Raw genomic sequence first — 19,010 nt, 5'->3', positions numbered from 1 at the left:
GGAGGTGTAACAATGAGCATCAATAGACAAGCATACAACGCTATTAAAGCGGTTGTGGGAGATAGGTATATTTCCGAAGATCCGGCTGTTATGGAAGGATACCGTTCAGGTCCGGCCGGCTATGAAAACGGTACCGGTTATGAGCGTGTTATGACCGTTCTGCCGCATGCTGTTTGTCTCCCCAAGAATACAGAAGAAATCTCGAAGGTCGTGAAAATCTGCGCCCGCTATGATGTACCGTACGTACCGTACTCAACAGGTTTCTATGGTCCCCGTACCCACTGCCACGTGGAAAACGAGCTGATTATCGACCTGAAGCGGACCAACCAGTTTGAATATGATGAGAAACACTTCTACTTTGATGTGGGCAGCGGCGTAACCCTGGCAGCCTGCCAGCAGGAAGCCCTGAACAAAGGCGCCTACTCCGTTATCGGCGGCGGCGGCGCACAGTGCTCGGCCATTTGTAACCTCATCGGTGACGGTTGGTCCCCCCTGAGCCACAGGATTGGTCTGCCGCACAGGCGTATCCTCGGCACCGAACTGGTTCTGCCCGAGGGCGACGTAGTGAAGATGGGTTCACTGGCAGTCATGGACGACCCGTTCTGGGGTGAGGGTCCCGGCCCCGACTTAAGAGGTCTGTTGAGAGGTTTCACCGGACTGCGCGGCTGCCTTGGTATTGTCAGCAAGATGGCGATCAAGACCCTGCCCTTCCAGCCTGAGAAGCTGGAGCCGAGCGGTATTGCTCCCAACACTGCCCTGGCCCTGCCGCCGCGGGTAAGATGGTTTAACTTCCTGATGCCCTCCAAGAAAGAACAGGTTGAGGCCATGTATCAAATTGGCCATGCTGAAATCGCCGCCGCATTGACGAAGGTTCCCAAGTTCTGGAGAGCTATCGCCAAGGCTGAGGACAAAGAAGAATTCTGGAAACTCTGGCTGGTTGAAAATGAAGAAAGCCTCAGGAACTTCTTCATCGTCAGGGTGCTGGTGGTAGGCTATACCTCTCAAGAAGATTTCGACTATCAGGTAAGAGTCTTAAACGACATTATGACGGAACTGGGCGGAACTCAGACTCGCACCAAGCCTTCAGACGAGTCCTGGATTAAAAACGCCGACTCGGCAGGCATGTGGCTCATGTGCGGTTCCTACGTATCAGTTGACTATATCATTGAATCTCTCACCCAGGCCACACAGCATGGTGAAACCTATGCCGAACTCAAGCGGAAATACACACCGCCGCTCATGCCGGACTTCGGCGATCCCGGTTGGTTCCAGGGCTTCGAAATGGGCCACCAGGGTTACTCCGAGTTCCTCATTTACTGGGACCATCGCGAAGACATCAAAGGTGTGGACCAGTTCTATGTAGACACCTCGAAGATGAACATCAAACACCGCTACTATACTTCATTGTTAGGACCTCACCAGCCGCTGTTCCTGACCGGACCGATGTATGGCCCGAACTATCACACCTGGCTTTTGAAGGTCAAGGAAGAATTCGACCCGCAATGGATCAGCCACCCGCCGGTGCCCCTTGCTCATGACGAATTTGTCAACAGGGCGCCGTGGATGCAGGAAATCAAAGATTGGGAAGTTCCGGAAGAACTGCCAATGCGTAAGTGGTAAGAATATAGTACGTTTAATTACCTGGGCTATTTTAACAATAGCCCAGGTAATTCTATAATGAGGTGATTCTCACATATAGTATTATCAGATATAGTAATATTCAGTATATTACTATCAAAATCCGGTATTTACATTAAAGGAGGTAGTAAAATGAAAGGATTTCCCTGGTGGACAGAAGAGCAATTAGCTTTTCAACAAGAGGTAAGAGCATTTTGTAACGAAATCGCGCCAATTGATGCGAGAACCAGATGGACCAGAGAATTTCCCTTTGAAATATATAAAGAGATAGGCAAAAGAGGCTACATCGGCGCTGCTATCCCCAAAGAGTACGGCGGCTTGGGACTGGGCGCGACAGGCGCCTGCATCCTGGCTGAAGAATTGCACACATTAATGCCGGGTATTGGCCGGATCGTCGTGGGCAATATGAACGGCGGCTTGCGGCAGATTATCGAAGCCGGTACGGAAGAACAGAAGAAGAGATTCCTGCCCGCTATCGCCAGCGGCGAAATTGGGGCTGTTGTTATCACTGAAATGACAGCCGGAACTGACGCTGCAGGAATAACCTTAACCGCCAAAAAAGAAGGAGATCATTACGTCCTGAACGGTAAAAAACGCTTTATCGTTGCAGCTGGTGTCGCTGATCGCTATTTTGTGTATGCCAGAACAAGCGATGCTCCGGAAGATTTCAAAAAGCGCCGTCACCTCACCGCTTTTGTGGTTAAAAAGGGCACACCCGGTTTCAGCTGCGAAAAGCTCAATGAGATTCTCGCGTTTGAGAACGTGCAGAATGGCTCCCTCGACTTTGATAACGTGATCGTCTCGGAAAAAGACAGGATCGGTGAAGAGGGTGAAGCCTGGAAGATAATGATGGCGGGACTTAATTTTGAGAGAACTGTAATTTCCGCCGGCACAATCGGCTGGCAGAGGCTTTTATTGAACAACGCCGTTCCTTATTCACAGCGGAGGGTCCAGTTCGGCAAAGCCACCATCGATATTCCCGCTAACCAGGACAAAATTGCCAATATCGTGACCAGGTTAAAGGTCTCGCGTATTGCAGTATACTACACGGCATACCTTTGGGATATGGAAGAGGATGTTACCATTGAAGCCAGTGCCGTTAAGGCCTATGGCGCTGAAATCACCCTGCAGTCGGCAAATGATGCCACGCAAATTATGGGAGGAGACGGTGTGAACCGCTTCTACCCGGTACAGAACGTCTTTGAAGTTTCCAAGACTGAGCACGTGGCCGGTGGTACCGTGGAAGCCTGCAGGCTGACCATATTCAGGTCTGCTCTTAAATTGATGGCGGAGGATATTCAGATGCCGCGCCGTGTCATCGACGAAAAACTGGGCGTTCCTGTGCCTGCAGTGGGACCTGTTGAGAAGAAACTGGCTGTGAGTGAAGATAATCTTCTGGCCGTATTGGCTGAAGACTACAAGATCAACCCCGGTTTGCATATGACGCTGGGCGATATCAAAGAATATATTGCCGCTGATGACGCTGCCCTGGAAAAAGCCATTGTCGCCCTGGAAGAAAAGGGCTATGTCATGGTATTGCGGAACAAAAAAGGCATCCAGCTTGTCAAGGCCACCTACGATGGCCTGAAAGTGGCGCATCCGAAGGAATACTACAGGTGGTTCCCGACTTGGGCAACTGAGGAGCGGGTATTCTAGAAAAGGCTTTATAAGGTTGCTTAGATGCAATAATCACATGTGATTATTGCATCTATCAGTAAAGATTTTTGAAAATTCAGTAAACGGAGGTTTGTGTATAATGTCAAAACCGAAATTTATCACGGCTAAGGAAGCCGCGTATTTGATCAATGATGGCGACAACATTGCAGTTGCCACATTTGGATGCTCCGGGACGCCGGAAGAAATTTTAATGGAAGTTGAAAAGAGATTTTTGGAGACCAGTCATCCCAAAAGCATCGGCTATACCCACGCGGCAGGCGGCGGGGGCTTTGCAGCTACTAAAGAAAATGGTTTTTGCCGGTGTGAAGACCATCTGGCGCATACCGGTTTGATGGAAAGATGGGTTTGCTCGCACTCTGCCTGCTCCGATTTCTTAACCGAGCAATTAATGAGTAATAAAATAGCAGGCTGGAACCTGCCCTTGGGTACCCTGTTACAGGTTTACAAGGAACAAGCCAGAGGCATGAAGGGCGCCTTGTCCCAATGCGGTCTTAACACCTTTGTCGACCCCCGTGTGGACGGCGGAGCAATCAACCAGTTAGCTAAAGACAGCAAAGAGCAATTTGTTGAGTACATCCCTGATTTCAGGGGAGAAGAAATACTGTTCTTCAAAGGCATGGACCTCAATGTCGGTTGGATGAGAGGAACCAAGGCCGACAAAAACGGCAACATCTCTACCGACAGAGAGCCCTACAATCTTGAAATGTTAACAATTGCCCAGGCTGTTAGGGCTAACGGCGGCAAGGTTTTTGTCCAGGTAGAAGAAGTCGTTGAAACCGGCACAATCCATCCCAAGATGGTTAAAGTTCCCGGAATCTATGTAGACTATATCGTTGTTGAGACGCAGCCGGAAAGACGCCTCAGCACTACAGGCGGAAAATATAATCCCGCATTCACAGGGGAAGCCAAGGTCGACGTATCAACCGGGGCAGATGTAATCCCGTTCGATGGAGTTAAAGTCGCATTAAGAAGAACTGCCATGGAAGTAACTCTTGGCGCAAAAGCCAACTTCGGTCTGGGTATGCCCCAGATGGTTGGCAGTATATTGGCTGAAGAGGGCATCAGCGGCGCCCTTACTCTGATTTCAGAATCAGGCGCAGTTGGCGGAGTACCCGCCGCAGGCATAAACTTCGGCGCTCACTACAATGTCGAATCCTTATCCGACCAGGGCGACCACTTCAACTTCTTCGACGGCGGCGGATTGGAGTTTGGCGCTTTCGGTTTGGGCGAAGTGGACCAAAATGGTGACTTGAATACAAGCTTAATGGGCGGCGTATTAAAGGGTGTAGGTGGATTTATGAACATTTGTGCTACATCCAGGCTCGCGGTATTTATAGGCACCTTTACTGCAGGCGGCATTAAAACACATATCGAGGACGGCAAGCTGGTTATAGACAAAGAAGGCAAGTTCAAGAAGTTCGTTAAAAAGATTCCACAGAACTCCTTCAGCTTGAAGCAAGCCGTGCATGACGGACACAAAATCCTGTATGTAACAGAAAGATGCGTATTCGTAGGGACTGCTCAGGGCCTGCTTCTGTCAGAAATAGCGCCTGGCATCGATCTGCAGACTCATATTTTGGATCAAATGGAATTCAAGCCGATCATCCCCGAAGGCGGTCCGAAATTGATGCCGGCTGAGCTGTTCCAGGAAAAATGGGGCGGCTTGAAGGCTTACCTGGAAGCTAAGGGTGCAATCTAAGAAGACGCATAAATATTTTTAAGCCTTAAGATTGTATTATTGAACTGGGGGCCACTTTATGAGAGACCCCCAGTTATCTTTAAAAAACGTTATCAGATAAAAAATTTCGGTGTTGGTAATGCCTATCTTGCATTTAAATAACTTCAGGAATTGCTTTAATGTAGAAATACTATAAAGCATAGCAAAATCCCTTAAAATATGGTAATATAATTGTGCCATACTCATTTCAGTATTTTTTGTGTAACCGCCTAAACATTAGGTGGTTTTTTTGTCTGCTCAGCAAGTTTGAAACGTATACGTTTCAAAAAAACTATTATAAAGACAAGTGGTATTAGAGGGAGGAAAATTAAAATATAGTGTAGAATATCATATATTACTAAGAAAGTAAAAAAGAAGGAGGGATGACTTAATGCTAAAGGTTGAGTTCACCGATGACGCCATGGATTATATCCTCCAAAAAAACGCCGACTCGATTACAGTGGATATGATGAATTTAGGCGGATGAGGAGGCAATTTCTGGGAACCTGCCGTGTCAGCAGGCAAACCGCTTTCTACTGCAAAGTACGATTTAGTGAATGCGAACGGGCTCGAAGTCTATATGTTTAAAGGCGCCGAAAGCGAACCGGATGGAATTAAAATATTCCTGGAAGTTGAGCCGAGTGCATTTAATTGGCTGCGCGTATCAGGGTTAGTATATGCACAAACTGATTTGGGATAAGTGTTGAGTAAGTGAGGAATAAGCCCGGCTTATTCCGGCCTGGCCGGAATAAAGCCGGGCTTACTTTTAACTTGGGGAGAAAAAGCTACTGGAGGTCGTGAGAACGGTCTCTTTTTAATTGAATGTTTAAATCGGAAAGGCGGACGGTTCTAAAAAGGGTAATGCGTAAAATTTTGTGGAGGCGATGCCTTGCAAGCACTCTTCCCTGGCTCAAAACGCAGAATTAAAGCGTATGCAATGCAATCAGGCTGCCGGCTCTTATATGTTAGATTTTTCTTTCCATTACTTTAACCCAGTTTGTCATAAACCAACCCCTGCTACATGCAGTCTTTGATTACCTTCTGCTACGGATATTGTAATCCCATCCGGTTCGGTTTCGGCGCCTTTAAAAATATAGACTTTAATCCCGTTTACAACTACTAAGTCGTAATTTTGAGGTGAAGTTGGTTTACCGTGTGATACGACAGGTTCATTGTATTGGCCCCCATAGTAAAATGACATCATATCTACGGTAATGGAATCGGCGTTTTTTTTGCGGATATAATCCTTAGCGTCATCGGTAAACTCAATCTTTATCATTTAGTCACCTTCATTCATATCTTAATTCTTACTTTCCTTAATTTATTATACAAGATCAACCCCGGCCTGCATATGACGCTGGGCGATAGCAAAGAATATATTGCCGCTGATGACGCCGCCCTGGAAAAAAAAGGCTATGTCATGGTCTTGCGGAACAAAAAGGACATCCAGCTTGTCAAGGTTACCTACTGGCCTGAAAGTGGCGCATCCGAAGGAATACCACAGGTGGTTCCCGACCTGGGCAACAGAGGATAGAATATTGGTAAAAGCGCAGAATATCGTATAAGAAGTACACGCAGGTTGTACTTAAAAGTCCTGTCCAGCTGACTCTGAGGACAGGACTTTTAAGTTGGTAAAGCCTGCCTGGCGCACCGTTTAAGATAAATTTAGACTTGATCTTTTAAATACACTACTATACAATTACTATTGTTAATAAAAGATCTATCTAGCCTTTGTAGATGTTGTTTGACCTGAACATCTTCTAAAATAGTATCATAGAAAGTGTTTTATTTAACATGCTTCTGTTTTTGAAATAGAGCTTTTTTTCTGCGGCAACTACTATAGGTGATACTAAAACCATTGATTATACTATCAACTATAGCAGTCATTCTAACCCCTGGGGAAATAACCAACTGTTTATCGAAAAGACTTCCCTAGAGTTAAATTAAGCAGCAAAGGGGGAAGGACAACAAGACCGTTACCGGGAGCGTAAGAGTTGGGGCTAAGGGATAACCTGGAAACGATCGACTTAAACCCCGGCCACATAGGAATACGCATTATCAATGGCAATCTGCAATCAATCACTATAATCTTAAAGGAGGAAAAAAATATGGATTTCTTTCCCTGGTGGAGTGAAGAGCACAAGCAGCTGGCAAAAGATGTAAAAGCATTTATGCAAAAGATCGCGGGTCGGGAAATGGAAACCAGATGGGCGAGAGAATTCCCCTTCGATTTATATGAAGAGTTTGGCAAAACAGGATTTACAGGCGCTGCCATCCCCAAGGAATATGGTGGAATGGGCCTGGGTTGCACAGGCGGTTGCATCGTGGCTGAGGAAGTTCACAGCTATAGTCCCGGTATGGGCAGGATCATCGTAGGAAATATGATGGGCGGCCTGATGCAGTTTCTTGACTTCGGTACGGAAGAACAAAAGAAAAAGTATCTGCCGCGTATCGCCCAAGGTGAGCTTGGGTGCGTTGCTATTACCGAGGTGACTGCCGGCACTGATGCTTCCGGCATGGAAGTGGAAGCAAAACTGGAAGGCGACCATTATGTCCTTAACGGCAAAAAGCGTTTTATCGTCGGTGCCGGCGTGGCGCAGCATTACATCGTGTATACGAGGACGAGCAGCAACCCTGAGGATATCAAAAAACACCGCCATCTCACCGCTTTTGTTGTTGAAAAAGGTACACCCGGTTTCTCCTCGGAAAGGATCAATGAGATCCTCGGGTTCGAGAATGTACAAAATGGTTCTCTGGATTTCGATAATGTAATCGTACCGGTGGAAAACAGGATTGGCCAGGAGGGTGAAGGCTGGAAAGTTTTGATGCACGGCCTCAATTTTGAAAGGACTCTGATTTCTGCTTCCGCCGTTGCCTGGCAGAGAATGTTGTTGCAGTATACTGTACCTTACTCTCAAAGACGGGTCCAGTTCGGCCGGCCTACCATCGATATCGCCGGCAACCAGACCAGGATCGCGGACATCATCTCGCGGCTCAAAACGACGCGTATATCTGTCTACTACACGGCATACCTTTGGGACCTTGGTAAGGACATTACGATTGAAGCCAGCATGGTCAAGGCCGTTGGCGCTGAAAACACATTTGCCTCAAGCTGTGACGCCACACAGGTTATGGGCGGTGACGGGGTAAACCGTTTCTACCCGATCCAGAACATTTTTGAAGTTGCCAAGACGGATTATATTGCAGGCGGTACTTTGGAAGCTTGCAGGCTGGTTATTTTCAGGTCCGGCCTCAAGCTGATGGCGGAAGACATGCAGATGCCGCGCCGGGTTATCAGCGAAAGGCTGGGTGTGCCGGTGCCGGCGGCAGGACCTGTTGAGAAGAAATTGGCTCTGAGCGAAGACAATGTTCTGGCCGTGTTGGGCGAAGACTACAGGGTCAACCAGGGTCTGCATATGACCCTGGGCGATATTAAGGAATACATTGAGGCTGATGACGAAGCTCTGGTCAAGGTACTAGACGCTCTGGAAGAACAGGGCCTGGTCATGACCTACCGGACCAAAAAAGGCGGGCTGCAGCTCGTCAAGGCCAACTACAAAGGCCTGAAGAAAGCCTATCCCAAGGAATACTACAGGTGGGCTCCGGAATTTGTAACCAAAGATAGAATGTTTTAGTGGCTCAATAACGTTTTAGCATACAATACCAGCATTTTGATGCGCAACTGTTTTACTGATAACCCTGTCTGGTTTCTGCCCCGGACAGGGTTATGTTTTTTTAAGCTTCAATGATATAATGACATTAACACGTATTGTTGGGTTTAGGAATTCCGTCGGCATCTTCTTAATGTCTTATGCGCATTTTGCACAAATAACATTGGGGGTAAACGAAATTATGGGGACAAAGTTGCTTAATCCCAACGATTTTGAAGTGGATGCGTTTTATGATCAATTTATGGAAATCATTGTGAATGGGCGAGGCTATCAAGGTATAGCTGATCTACTGGCCAAAAAGTGTCAGACGAGCATCCTTATCGAGGATGAATTTTTCCGTGTCCTTGCACGGTCTAATAATAATGAGACCACCTTTACACACATTAAGAAAAGAGAAGGGAAAAAATATTTAAAGCCTCAGCGTGTTGATCCGAGGATCATTAATTATGTCCACCTGGCGCAGAGTTCCGGACAGCCTATAGAATTACCGGAGCTGCCGGATTACGGGGTAACCTACCCCAGACAAATATTCCCTTTTGTAATAAAAAACAAAATTAAAGGATATCTACACGTATTTATAAAAGAATTAGACTGGAATCAAATGAGATTGATCAAAGCTGCGCTGCACAGCCTGGTCTTTTTGGTGACTCTGCGGCATGCGCAAGTGGAACTGAAAGATGAAATGAGGAGAACATTGATCCTCGGCCTTATCAATGATAAAGGCAAGGACGATATCATTCAATGGGAAAAAGGGATCCTCGGTCTGGATCTGTCCAGGGAGATGGTTTTGGCTGTCATCCAAATCAAAAATGCGACCGGACAGCAGCAAATAGAAGATGTTTTGTTTAGTATTACCAGTGACCTTGATCTGAATGCCAATGTAATCGCTGTTAATGATGAGCAAGCGGTACTGTTGGTTCAATCAACTGACGGAAGAAAACTGGAATCATCAGTTGTAACTGAGTACCTTCAGGTTATATTTGAAGCGCTCAAAATAACCTTTACGCAATGTAAGGTAAAAATAGGTGTAGGCCGCCAGTGTTTTTATCCGCGGGACTATAGGGTGGCCTTTGCCGAAGCCTGCAAGGTTATATCATTTACGGGCCCCCAACCGGGTACTGAAGAAGGCGTGTTTTACTATCATTCCCTGCGGCTGATGGGCATTCTGCCGCAGCCAGGCAACGATCAAACCCTGTCAGAGTTTGTACGGCGCATCATTGGAAAACTGTACGAGTATGGTGTTGAACATAATACAAACCTGATTGAAACCCTGGCCTGTTATTTGGAACAAGATTGCTGTATTCAAAGCGCGGCAAGGGAGCTGTTCATCCATCCAAGCACTCTTAGATACCGCCTGGAAAAAGCTGAAAAAATATCCGGCCTTGATTTGAAGGATAAAGATACAAAGCTTGAGCTCCTGTTGGCCATTAAGTTGTATCGATATTATGGAGAGACCCTGTTAAAGAGATAAATTCTCACCAAGTGAACGATTGTAAAAAAGGTCCGGCTGCCTTGATATGGGCAACCGGACCTTTTCGTATGAAGTGAAGAAAAACCAAGCTTTTTTCCGGCTCGGATTCCTCGGAAACGTGAATAGATTATAGTTTTTCATCCATTTATAATTTAATCAAATAAATAAGGGAGGCGCCTTACTGATATAAGAATTTGGGTGCTCGCAAAAAGGCCCCATATTTATAGAAGTGGTTATGACAATTTTCACAAACTACTATAACCTATAATAGATTACCCGATAATAGCATAGGGATTATTGGAACTTAAAAATCTTCTTATTCATCCCGGAGAGAATTAACCAACATCAAGGAATCTTCACTATTGGAGGTGGTTTTATGAAGATTGTGCTGTAAATTAACTATTAAAATTTCCATGGAGATCCACAATTAACGCTTTTTCAATTGAAAGGAGGACACCATGAGCATAAAGGACGAGTTGGAAAAGATTGTTGGTAAGGAGAACGTGAGCGACTTAAGGGATGACCTTCTGCAGTATGCACAGGATTTAAGTCTCCTGCCTGCCGGAATGGCCAATATTGTGGTGCAGCCCGAGTCATCGGAACAGGTCTCAGCGGTGGTGAAATGGGCCAACGAGAACAACGTTCCGGTGGTGCCGGTCAGTTCAAAGGTGCATTTCCATGGCAGTACTATACCCAAGCAGGGCGGAATCGTCATGGACCTTGGCAAAATGAACAAGATTATCGAAATTGACGTCTTTGACCGCCGGATTCGCATTGAACCTGGTGTAACCTGGGGGCAGTTGGCGCCGGAACTGGATAAGCAGGGGATGCGGATGGTTATGCCGCTTTGTCCGCATAAGGATCGTTCAGTCCTTACCGATTATCTCGAAAGGGAAGTGCCGACCAATACAGTTTATGAATATAACGAGCCCATGCAGGGTTTTGAAGTTGTCTGGCCCAACGGTGATATTTTTAGAGGCGGTTCAGCCAGCGTACACGGGTACCCCCAATCCAAAGCCCATGGTAGTAACCCCTCAGGCCCAGGCCTTGACTTCTACCGTTTAGTCCAGGGCGCACAGGGTACCATGGGTGCGTTAACCTGGTCAAACCTTAAAATCGAACACAAGCCGCAGATAGACAAAGTTCTTTTCGCGCCTATTACTGATTTGGCTCGCGGCCAGGAATTCCTTTATAGAATTCTACCGAGAAGAATTGGCGAGGAGGTCCTGCTGCTCAATAATGTTGATCTGGCCACGATTCTTGCCGATAAATGGCCCGATGATTTTGCAGCACTGCGGAAGGCCCTGCCGCCCTGGACCCTGGTAGTGGTCATTTGCGGCCTCGTGCGCCGCCCCGAAGAGAAAATAGCCTATGAAGAGAAATTCCTTAACGGGGTAATGAAGAATGAATTCAAGGATATTGCTCTTACCGATAACCTGCCCGGTTTCCCCGGGATCGGGAAAAAGCTTCTGCCTCTATTAAGAAATCCCTGGCCCAAGGAAGTATATTGGAAGAACCAGTGGAAAGGCGCTTCCCAGAGCCTCTTCTTCATCTGCAAGCCGAAAGCCACCCCGGCTTATGTGAAAACGGTCCAGGCTGTGGCTGTTAAGTACGGTTACAAACCTGAAGATCTCGGTGTGTACGTACAGCCCATCGAGCACAACAGGGCCTGCCAGTTGGAGTTCACCTTTTTCTATAATCCCGCAGATGCAAGCGAAAAGGCAAACATCGCCAACCTATACAAGGAAGCCGCAGCAGCTCTTATCAACGAAGGGGCTTATTTCACCAGGCCCTATGGCGTGCTGGCGCCAATGATGTACGAGCGGGCAGGCTCCTATACTTCATTATTGAAGCGGGTTAAGAAGATCTTTGACCCCAACAACATCATGAATCCCGGAAACTTGTGTTTCTAAGGAGAAAGGAGGAGAAAAATATGTCCAGAATTAACGAACTAAATAAAGAGCGCTATGATACACCAAAGGAAAAAGTAGCCCTGGATGTCAAAAACCTGAAAAACTTCAGATACGATATGGACCACTGCATCAAATGCAAGGGCGGTTATTGGGTAGATCATACCTATAGCCCGGGTATGAAATTCACCACCAGGTGTCCAAGCGGTGTGTGGAATGATTTTGAGGCCTACAATTGCGCAGGCAAAATGAGAATCGGTATTGCCCTGGATGAGGGGCAGCTGCCATGGTCGGATAAGCTGTTGGAGGTCCTTTACGCCTGCACGCTTTGCGGCGCTTGTGACGTGGGATGCAAGAGAAATCTCGACCTGGAGATAGGATTAACCCTTGAAGCAATGAGGGTCAAGGCCGTCAAGGATGGGGCCGGTCCCATGCCCGCCCATAAAAAAATTGCGCAAAATATCGAGAAAAGCCATAACCAGTTTGGCTCTCCACATGGTAACCGGGGCAAATGGCTTACCAAGGATATCAAAGTTGCCGAAAAAGCAGATGTACTTTATTTTGCCGGCTGCTCCGCTTCCTATACAAATCCGGAGATCGGTCAGGCGACCGCCAAAATTCTTAACGCCTCAGGTACTCCTTTCAGCTTGCTGCAGGACGAGTGGTGCTGCGGCAATACGCTGTACTCGGTGGGTATGATCGACGAAGCCACAGCAATTGCCAGGCGCAATGTGGAAGCAGTTAAGGCAGCCGACGCCAAAACCCTTCTCACCTCCTGCGCTGAGTGCTACCGGATGTGGAAAGTGGATTATCCGAAGATGCTGGGTATCTCTACCGATGACCTGGGCTTCAAAGTCGCGCACCTGTTGGAGTTTGCAGATGAGGCGTTTGCCGGCGGCAGCTTGAAGCCGGCCAAGAGTGTCAATCTCAATCTTACCTATCATGACGCCTGTGGCGTCAGCAGGCTCTGTGACCCGTGGACCCCGTGGTCCGGCGAGCGGGGCTGGATGGGCTGTATTGAACCAAGGCTGCACAGGCGGCGCGGTACGTCAGGGCTTTATGCGCAGCCGAGGAATATCCTGAAGGCCATTCCGGGGCTTAATTTAATCGAAATGCCGCGTTTAAGGGAAAACGCCTTCTGCTGTGGCGCAGGCCGCGGCACTAAAGAGGCCTTCCCTGATTTGGCCGGTTCCTCAGCCAGGGAACGTCTGGATGAAGTACGGGAAGTAGGAGCGGAAGCTCTTGTGGCAGCCTGTCCTTTCTGCAAGAACAATTTCTCGCAAGCCGCTAAAGCAAATGGTGAAAAACTGCAGGTACTGGATATATCTGAAGTCATCCTGGCTTCGTTATAAAGGAGGGTTAGAATATGGCCATCGTTAAAGAAGCGCTGCAAGCACTGGAAACTGTCGTTGGCGCAAAGTATCTTTCTGATGATCCGGTCATCATGGCCGCATACAAGTCCGGAGCTGGCGGCTACGAAGCTGGAGCCGGCTATGAGCGGGTAATGACAAAGTTGCCTGCCGCCGTAATTCTGCCAAGGACAACAGAAGACGTGCAGAAAATAGTGAAAATATGCAACCGTTACAAGGTGCCCTATGTGCCGTATTCAACAGGGTTCTACGGTCCACGCTCCCACTGCCACGAGGAAAATGAGCTAATCATCGACATGAAGAGGATGAAGGACTTTGAGTTCGATGACGCTCACTTTTATGCTACCATCCAGCCGGGTGTCGTTTTCTCACCCTTCCAGGAGGAATGCATGAAGCGCGGCGCTTACACTGTTGTCGGCGGCGGCGGCGCCCAGTGCTCGGTCATAGCCAACCTTATCAGTGACGGGTGGTCCCCATTAAGCTTGAGGGTGAGCCTGCCGATGCGGCGGATCCTGGGGCTTGAGCTGGTGCTGCCGGATGGGGAACTGGTCAAATTGGGTTCGTTGGCTGCAGGTGATGATGGTTTCTGGGGTGAAGGGATTGGCCCCGACCTGCGGGGTATTTTGAGAGGTTACACCGGTGTGCTGGGTTGTTTGGGCATAGTTACCAAAATGGCCGTTAAGGTCATGCCCTTCCAGGAAGAGAGGCTGGTTCCGGAAGGAATTTCACCCAGTACCGCGTTGACCCTGCCGGAGAAACGGGTCAAATGGATTAATTACCAGGTGCCCAGCAGAGAAGCAGAGAATAAGGCCATGTACGAAATAGGCAAGGCCATGGTAGGCGGCGCGGTTACCAAGGTACCTGTATTCTGGCGTGTAATTGCCAAGGCGGAAGACAAGGAAGAGTTTTGGGAATTATGGGATAAGGAGTCGCCTGAAACACTTAAGAATTTCCACCTGGTACGTGTATTGATTATCGGTTTCACCTCGGAAGACGATCTGGTATATCAAGAAAACGTACTGAATGATATTTTTATTAAGGAATTGGGCGGCAAGCCACGGCGCACCAAGCCTTCAGACGAGTCATGGATCAAGAACGCCGATTCGGCGGGTATGTGGCTCATGTGTGGATCTTATGTTTCAGTTGACTACATTCAGGAGTCCATCCCCCACGCTGAAACCCACGGTCCAACTTACGCGGAATTGAAGGCAAAGTATACGCCGCCCCTGATGCCGGATCATGGTGACCCGGGCTGGACCATGGTTTGCGAAGGCGGCCACATGGGTTACTCAGAGTATCTGATTTATTGGGATCAGCGCGAGGATACCCACCCCGTGGATCAATTCTACGTGGAAACATCTAAGATGAATATCAAACATGGATATTACACGTCATTACTGGGTTCCCACCAGCCCCTGTATTTGACCGGGCCCAAGTTAGGACCGAATTACCACGAGTGGATGCTGAAAATCAAGGCGGAACTTGACCCGCTATGGGTATGCCACCCGCCGGTTCCCCTCGGCACCGACGAGTTCGTAGAACGGGCGCCCTGGATGATGGAAATTAAGGATTGGGAAACACCAAAATATCCCGAGGAATGGCCCAATAAAAAGTAATAGTCAATTAGTGACAACTTGATAAGTAACTACAGTTATTGCCTGGGGGCCGGCAAAAGGCCCCCAGGATGCTCGTATCAACTAAATTTGAAATCAATATTCCTGCTAGTCAGACCAAAGACCTAACGCTATTCCTTGAATAGTTCAGGATCCATCAGTTTAGGACCGCCGTCAGGTATTATTAATTTAAACTCACACTGGTCAAGTATCTGTGTTTGAATATCTATACCCGGAGCAACCTCTTCAAGAACCATGCCTCTTTTATCTCGTCTTATTACGCATCTTTCTGTAATAAATACAATATCGTTGCCTTTTTTCAGCGATTCCTCAGCAACAAAAGTTGTCTTATCACATTTTTTGATAAACTTTTTGAATTTCCCTTCTTTTACAATTATCACTTTGCCATTTTCAATTTTGGTTTCTATCCCAACGGCTGTAAATGTGCCTATAAAGATCAAATGCTTTGATGACAAAGAAATATTAGCAAATCCGCCTACCCCGCCAATTTTTCCATTTAGATGACTCGTGTTTACATTACCTTTTTCATCGACCTCGCTCAATCCAAAAATTCCCGCGTCGAGGTTTCCTCCGTCAAATAAGCTGAAATGATCACCATGATCACATAAAGCTTCTACATTCCAGCTGCATCCGAAATCCTTTCCCAAGGCAGGGACTCCTCCTATGCATCCTGTTTCGGTAATCATTGTAACCATATCGCTTTGCCCCATTTCATTCAGGACATTTGGGATAGATGTTGGCATGCCAATTCCGAAATTTATTACGTATCCAGGTTTAAATTCCTTTATAGCTCTTCTGCACATAACTTTCACATCGTTTAACGGCATTGGCTTAATTTCTTCCAATTCGGCAATTGCTTCACCTGTGAATGCTGGATTATATCCATCTTTATTGCTTCTAATCCAGTTCTGCATAATTTCGTCAGGCTTTTCCGCAACCACAATATAATCAATATATATACCCGGAACCTTGACCATTCGAGGATGTATTTGATTGACTTCGACTATTTTTTCTACCTGACATATTACTATTCCACCGTTTGCTTTTACCGCCTGTGCTTGTGAAAGTAGTCCAATATTTATAGGCTCCTTTTCACAGCTTATATTTCCGTGTTTATCAGCCGTCGTAGCTCGCATGAGACCTATATTTAATTTGGGAAGCGTATAGTAAAGGTATTCTTCACCCATAAAATCAGGAACATATTTAACGAGATCTTCACCTTTATCTATTGTAAGTTGATTTAATTTACCGCCGTCATTTCTCGGATCCATAAATGTGCCAAGTCCAACCTTTGACATGGCGCCATTCATGCCTCTGCCGATCTCCCGGTACATCTGATAAAAAACTCCTAGCGGCAGCATCCAGCCCATAATTTTATTATCAGTTATTTTCTTTGCAAGATCCGGACATACACTCACGAATGATGAAATACTTTTCGTCATCATTCCTTCATGCAAATATTGAGATTCTGCAGTCGGTGAAGTAAAATTACCTCCTCCAGATGCTCTGATAGAGGTAATGTTCTTTGGATGTCCTTCACGTAAAAAACGTTCCTCTATAGCATCCACGATTTCCTGAGGCCATCCGGTAAGACCATCGACTCCTGTAACTATTACATCCCCGTCATTAATCAGATTTGCAGCTTCTTTTGAAGTTATTATTTGAGCCATATTATCACCCCTTTACATTTTCGGTTTTATTGTACCATTTTTTGTACTATTATTACACATCTTAATATGGACTATAGTAGCTTGTGAGCAGATTGCCTTCAGCGGGAAGTACGCGCAAAGTATTAACAAGCCTGCCATGTATATTACAGAACGGGCTGTATTTAAACTTGAAAAGGAAGGCATGACCCTAATCGAGATTGCGCCCGGCAGCGATCTGGAAAAAGACGTTTTGGCCCACATGGATATCAAACCGGTTCTATCACCTGATTTGAAGCTGATGCCGGAGGGAATATTTCAACCTGAATGGGGTCAATTAAAAGAAATAATCAACCAAAAGACCAGCTAAGGAGAAAGGACGACGATTCAGTCGTCCTTTCTGTGCGCGACGGGCAGTGCGCCTCCAACTGGACTTAAATATATAAGAGTTTCTCTTTATTTGTCAGTAACTTTCTGCGACTGCTTTCTTTTGTTTTTGCTTTGGTTTTTCTTTGTCTTTTAATGCGGGCCATCTGAATATTCGACTCAGGCTGATGTAGATCCACCTGGATTCCTTGGTCAACAAAGGTCCCAGCACTGCTAAAATAAGGACATAAAGAGCCGCAAAAGGTTGCAGGATAGGCAACAGACCTCCGGCCATGGCGAGTTTTGCTAAAATAATGGAGAACTCACCACGCGATGTTATGGTCAAGCCTACATTGGTAGAGGCCATATGGGAATATCCAGACATACGGCCGGCGATCATCCCGGAGGCAAAGTTGCCGGTTAATGTCAAGCCAACAGCCGCTAAAGCAGGCAAGACAGCCCCACCAAGAGCAAGGGGATCGATGCTGAGCCCAAAACTAAAGAAAAATATTGCCCCAAATAAGTCTCGAAAGGGAACCACAAGCTTATCAATCCGTTCCCGGTGCTCAGTCTCACCAAGTACCAGACCCACCAACAAGGCCCCGATAGCTTCTGCAACATGGATGGTTTCCGAGAACCCGGCAATGATTACAAGAATTGCAAACAACACCAGCATAAATACTTCATCAGAGGGAATATTTAATAATCTGTTTAACTGTGAGAGAAGCTTACGTCCCAGGAAGACAATTCCAATAATAAATCCCAGCGCCAGTCCTGCTGAAGCCAATACATTCATGGTAGACGTTGCCCCAGTTAAGACAAGGCCTGATACAACAGAAAGATAAACAGCTACAAAAACATCCTGAAACATCATAAGGCCAAGGATCATTTCTGTCTCCGGCCTAACCGTACGCTTTAAGTCAACAATCATTTTGGCAACGATGGCGCTTGACGAGATTGTTGTAATCCCTGCCACGATTAAGATTTCCTTAAACGGCCATCCCAGTAAAAAGGGCAACAGCAATCCGAGGGTCAGGTTGATTGCCATGTAAATAATTCCACCCCGAATAATGGAACGGCCCGCCTTTACCAGCCTTCCGACGGAGAACTCGAGTCCCAGGTGAAACAAAAGAAAGAGTATACCCAAACGTCCCAGGAATTCAATTAATGGAGCACTATCTATGAAGCGAAAATCAAGAACCCCAAAATGTGGCGTTTGTGGTCCAACAAGCATCCCGGCCAGTATTAACAACGGTACAATTGAAAACCGCAAGCGGGAGGATAATAGGCCGGCAAACGCAATAATGCCCAGGGCCAGCCCAACTTCAAAGAGCAAATGCTGCTCCACTACCTAAAGACTCCCGTGCTGGATTAAGTGTTTACAGGCTTTTACCTTTGCCCTCTCGCCCAATATCACCAGGGTTGCCCCTTCCCTGATTATTTGCTCCGGCCCGGGATTGATTATTTTGATCTGGTCACGTTTCACAATAGCAATAATAGTGGCGCCTGTTCTTTTGCGAATGCCCAAATCGCCGATCGTCATACCAGCCGATTTGGCGCCCGGCTCAACTTTGTACCATTCAATAAACATTTCATCAAAACACACATCAACCGATTCCAAATCCCTCGGCATATAGGACATGCCGCCGATAATACCTGCCACACGGCGGGCCTCGGCATCATCAAGTGTAACCATTGATATGCTTTCTTCGGGGTCATCGTTATCAAAATGATAGATTTCACGCCTTCCGTCATCGTGAATAACAACAACGAGCTTATCTCCACTGCGTGTATTGATTTGAAACTTTCGTCCGATTCCGGGAAGGTCTGACTCTCGAATTAAATCCATACTATCCCCCATTGGTATAATTGTATTTTATTCTTATTTTGTCTTATTTAAATTATACAAT

At 46.8% G+C, this 19,010-nt stretch carries 13 protein-coding genes and 1 pseudogene; 10 read left to right on the top strand and 4 right to left on the bottom strand.

The genetic code is table 11. From position 1 onward, the window contains the following. Positions 1-12 precede the first annotated feature (12 nt). The 3 genes from Psch_RS14475 to Psch_RS14465 all read left to right on the top strand — a co-directional run bounded on the left by Psch_RS14475 (position 13) and on the right by Psch_RS14465 (position 5,014). The gene (locus Psch_RS14475; RefSeq protein ID WP_190258594.1) at positions 13-1,620 is read left to right on the top strand and encodes an FAD-binding oxidoreductase; all 1,608 of its coding nucleotides are present in this window, start codon (positions 13-15) and stop codon (positions 1,618-1,620) included. 150 nt (positions 1,621-1,770) lie between these two features. Next, complete coding sequence (locus Psch_RS14470; protein WP_190258593.1) at positions 1,771-3,294, top strand: acyl-CoA dehydrogenase family protein; 1,524 nt, start codon at positions 1,771-1,773, stop codon at positions 3,292-3,294. A 100-nt stretch (positions 3,295-3,394) separates the two neighbouring features. Further along, the gene (locus Psch_RS14465; RefSeq protein WP_190258592.1) at positions 3,395-5,014 is read left to right on the top strand and encodes a CoA-transferase; all 1,620 of its coding nucleotides are present in this window, start codon (positions 3,395-3,397) and stop codon (positions 5,012-5,014) included. Positions 5,015-6,032: 1,018 nt separating this feature from the next. Here the strand turns inward: Psch_RS14465 and Psch_RS14460 are convergent. Next, positions 6,033-6,311 (bottom strand): CC/Se motif family (seleno)protein, encoded by a 279-nt coding sequence (locus Psch_RS14460; protein ID WP_190258591.1) that lies wholly within the window; start codon positions 6,309-6,311, stop codon positions 6,033-6,035. Positions 6,312-6,383: 72 nt separating this feature from the next. Between Psch_RS14460 and Psch_RS14455 the strand changes: the two genes are divergently transcribed. From Psch_RS14455 to Psch_RS14430, 6 genes are all read left to right on the top strand, one after another. Further along, complete coding sequence (locus Psch_RS14455) at positions 6,384-6,566, top strand: hypothetical protein (RefSeq protein ID WP_190258590.1); 183 nt, start codon at positions 6,384-6,386, stop codon at positions 6,564-6,566. A gap of 460 nt (positions 6,567-7,026) precedes the next feature. Beyond that, the gene (locus Psch_RS14450; RefSeq protein WP_243124130.1) at positions 7,027-8,667 is read left to right on the top strand and encodes an acyl-CoA dehydrogenase family protein; all 1,641 of its coding nucleotides are present in this window, start codon (positions 7,027-7,029) and stop codon (positions 8,665-8,667) included. A 217-nt stretch (positions 8,668-8,884) separates the two neighbouring features. After that, the gene (locus tag Psch_RS14445) at positions 8,885-10,174 is read left to right on the top strand and encodes a PucR family transcriptional regulator (RefSeq protein WP_190258589.1); all 1,290 of its coding nucleotides are present in this window, start codon (positions 8,885-8,887) and stop codon (positions 10,172-10,174) included. A gap of 458 nt (positions 10,175-10,632) precedes the next feature. Continuing rightward, positions 10,633-12,087, top strand: a complete 1,455-nt coding sequence (locus Psch_RS14440) for an FAD-binding oxidoreductase (protein WP_190258588.1) — start codon at positions 10,633-10,635, stop codon at positions 12,085-12,087. A 20-nt stretch (positions 12,088-12,107) separates the two neighbouring features. Continuing rightward, the gene (locus Psch_RS14435) at positions 12,108-13,436 is read left to right on the top strand and encodes a (Fe-S)-binding protein (protein ID WP_190258587.1); all 1,329 of its coding nucleotides are present in this window, start codon (positions 12,108-12,110) and stop codon (positions 13,434-13,436) included. A 14-nt stretch (positions 13,437-13,450) separates the two neighbouring features. Then, on the top strand, positions 13,451-15,070 hold the full coding sequence (locus tag Psch_RS14430; protein ID WP_190258586.1) for an FAD-binding oxidoreductase: 1,620 nt from the start codon (positions 13,451-13,453) through the stop codon (positions 15,068-15,070). A 128-nt stretch (positions 15,071-15,198) separates the two neighbouring features. On the opposite strand, the gene Psch_RS14425 is transcribed toward Psch_RS14430, so the two are convergent. Beyond that, positions 15,199-16,758 (bottom strand): malonate decarboxylase subunit alpha, encoded by a 1,560-nt coding sequence (locus Psch_RS14425; RefSeq protein WP_190258585.1) that lies wholly within the window; start codon positions 16,756-16,758, stop codon positions 15,199-15,201. Positions 16,759-16,843: 85 nt separating this feature from the next. Between Psch_RS14425 and Psch_RS21715 the strand changes: the two are divergent. Beyond that, a pseudogene (locus Psch_RS21715) lies at positions 16,844-17,104 on the top strand (acyl CoA:acetate/3-ketoacid CoA transferase); the annotation flags it as partial. Positions 17,105-17,197: 93 nt separating this feature from the next. Here Psch_RS21715 and Psch_RS14415 read toward each other — a convergent pair. Beyond that, positions 17,198-18,448 carry a cation:proton antiporter gene (locus tag Psch_RS14415; RefSeq protein WP_190258583.1) on the bottom strand — a complete coding sequence of 417 codons (1,251 nt, stop codon included), beginning with the start codon at positions 18,446-18,448 and terminating at the stop codon, positions 17,198-17,200. Positions 18,449-18,451: 3 nt separating this feature from the next. Next, complete coding sequence (locus tag Psch_RS14410; protein WP_190258582.1) at positions 18,452-18,949, bottom strand: cation:proton antiporter regulatory subunit; 498 nt, start codon at positions 18,947-18,949, stop codon at positions 18,452-18,454. Between the last annotated feature and the right edge of the window lie 61 nt (positions 18,950-19,010).

Origin of the sequence: Pelotomaculum schinkii, from assembly GCF_004369205.1 — a bacterium.
In the GTDB taxonomy this organism is placed as follows: domain Bacteria; phylum Bacillota; class Desulfotomaculia; order Desulfotomaculales; family Pelotomaculaceae; genus Pelotomaculum_C; species Pelotomaculum_C schinkii.
Note: the sequence above shows the minus strand (reverse complement) of the source record. Positions and strands in the feature narration are given on the sequence as shown.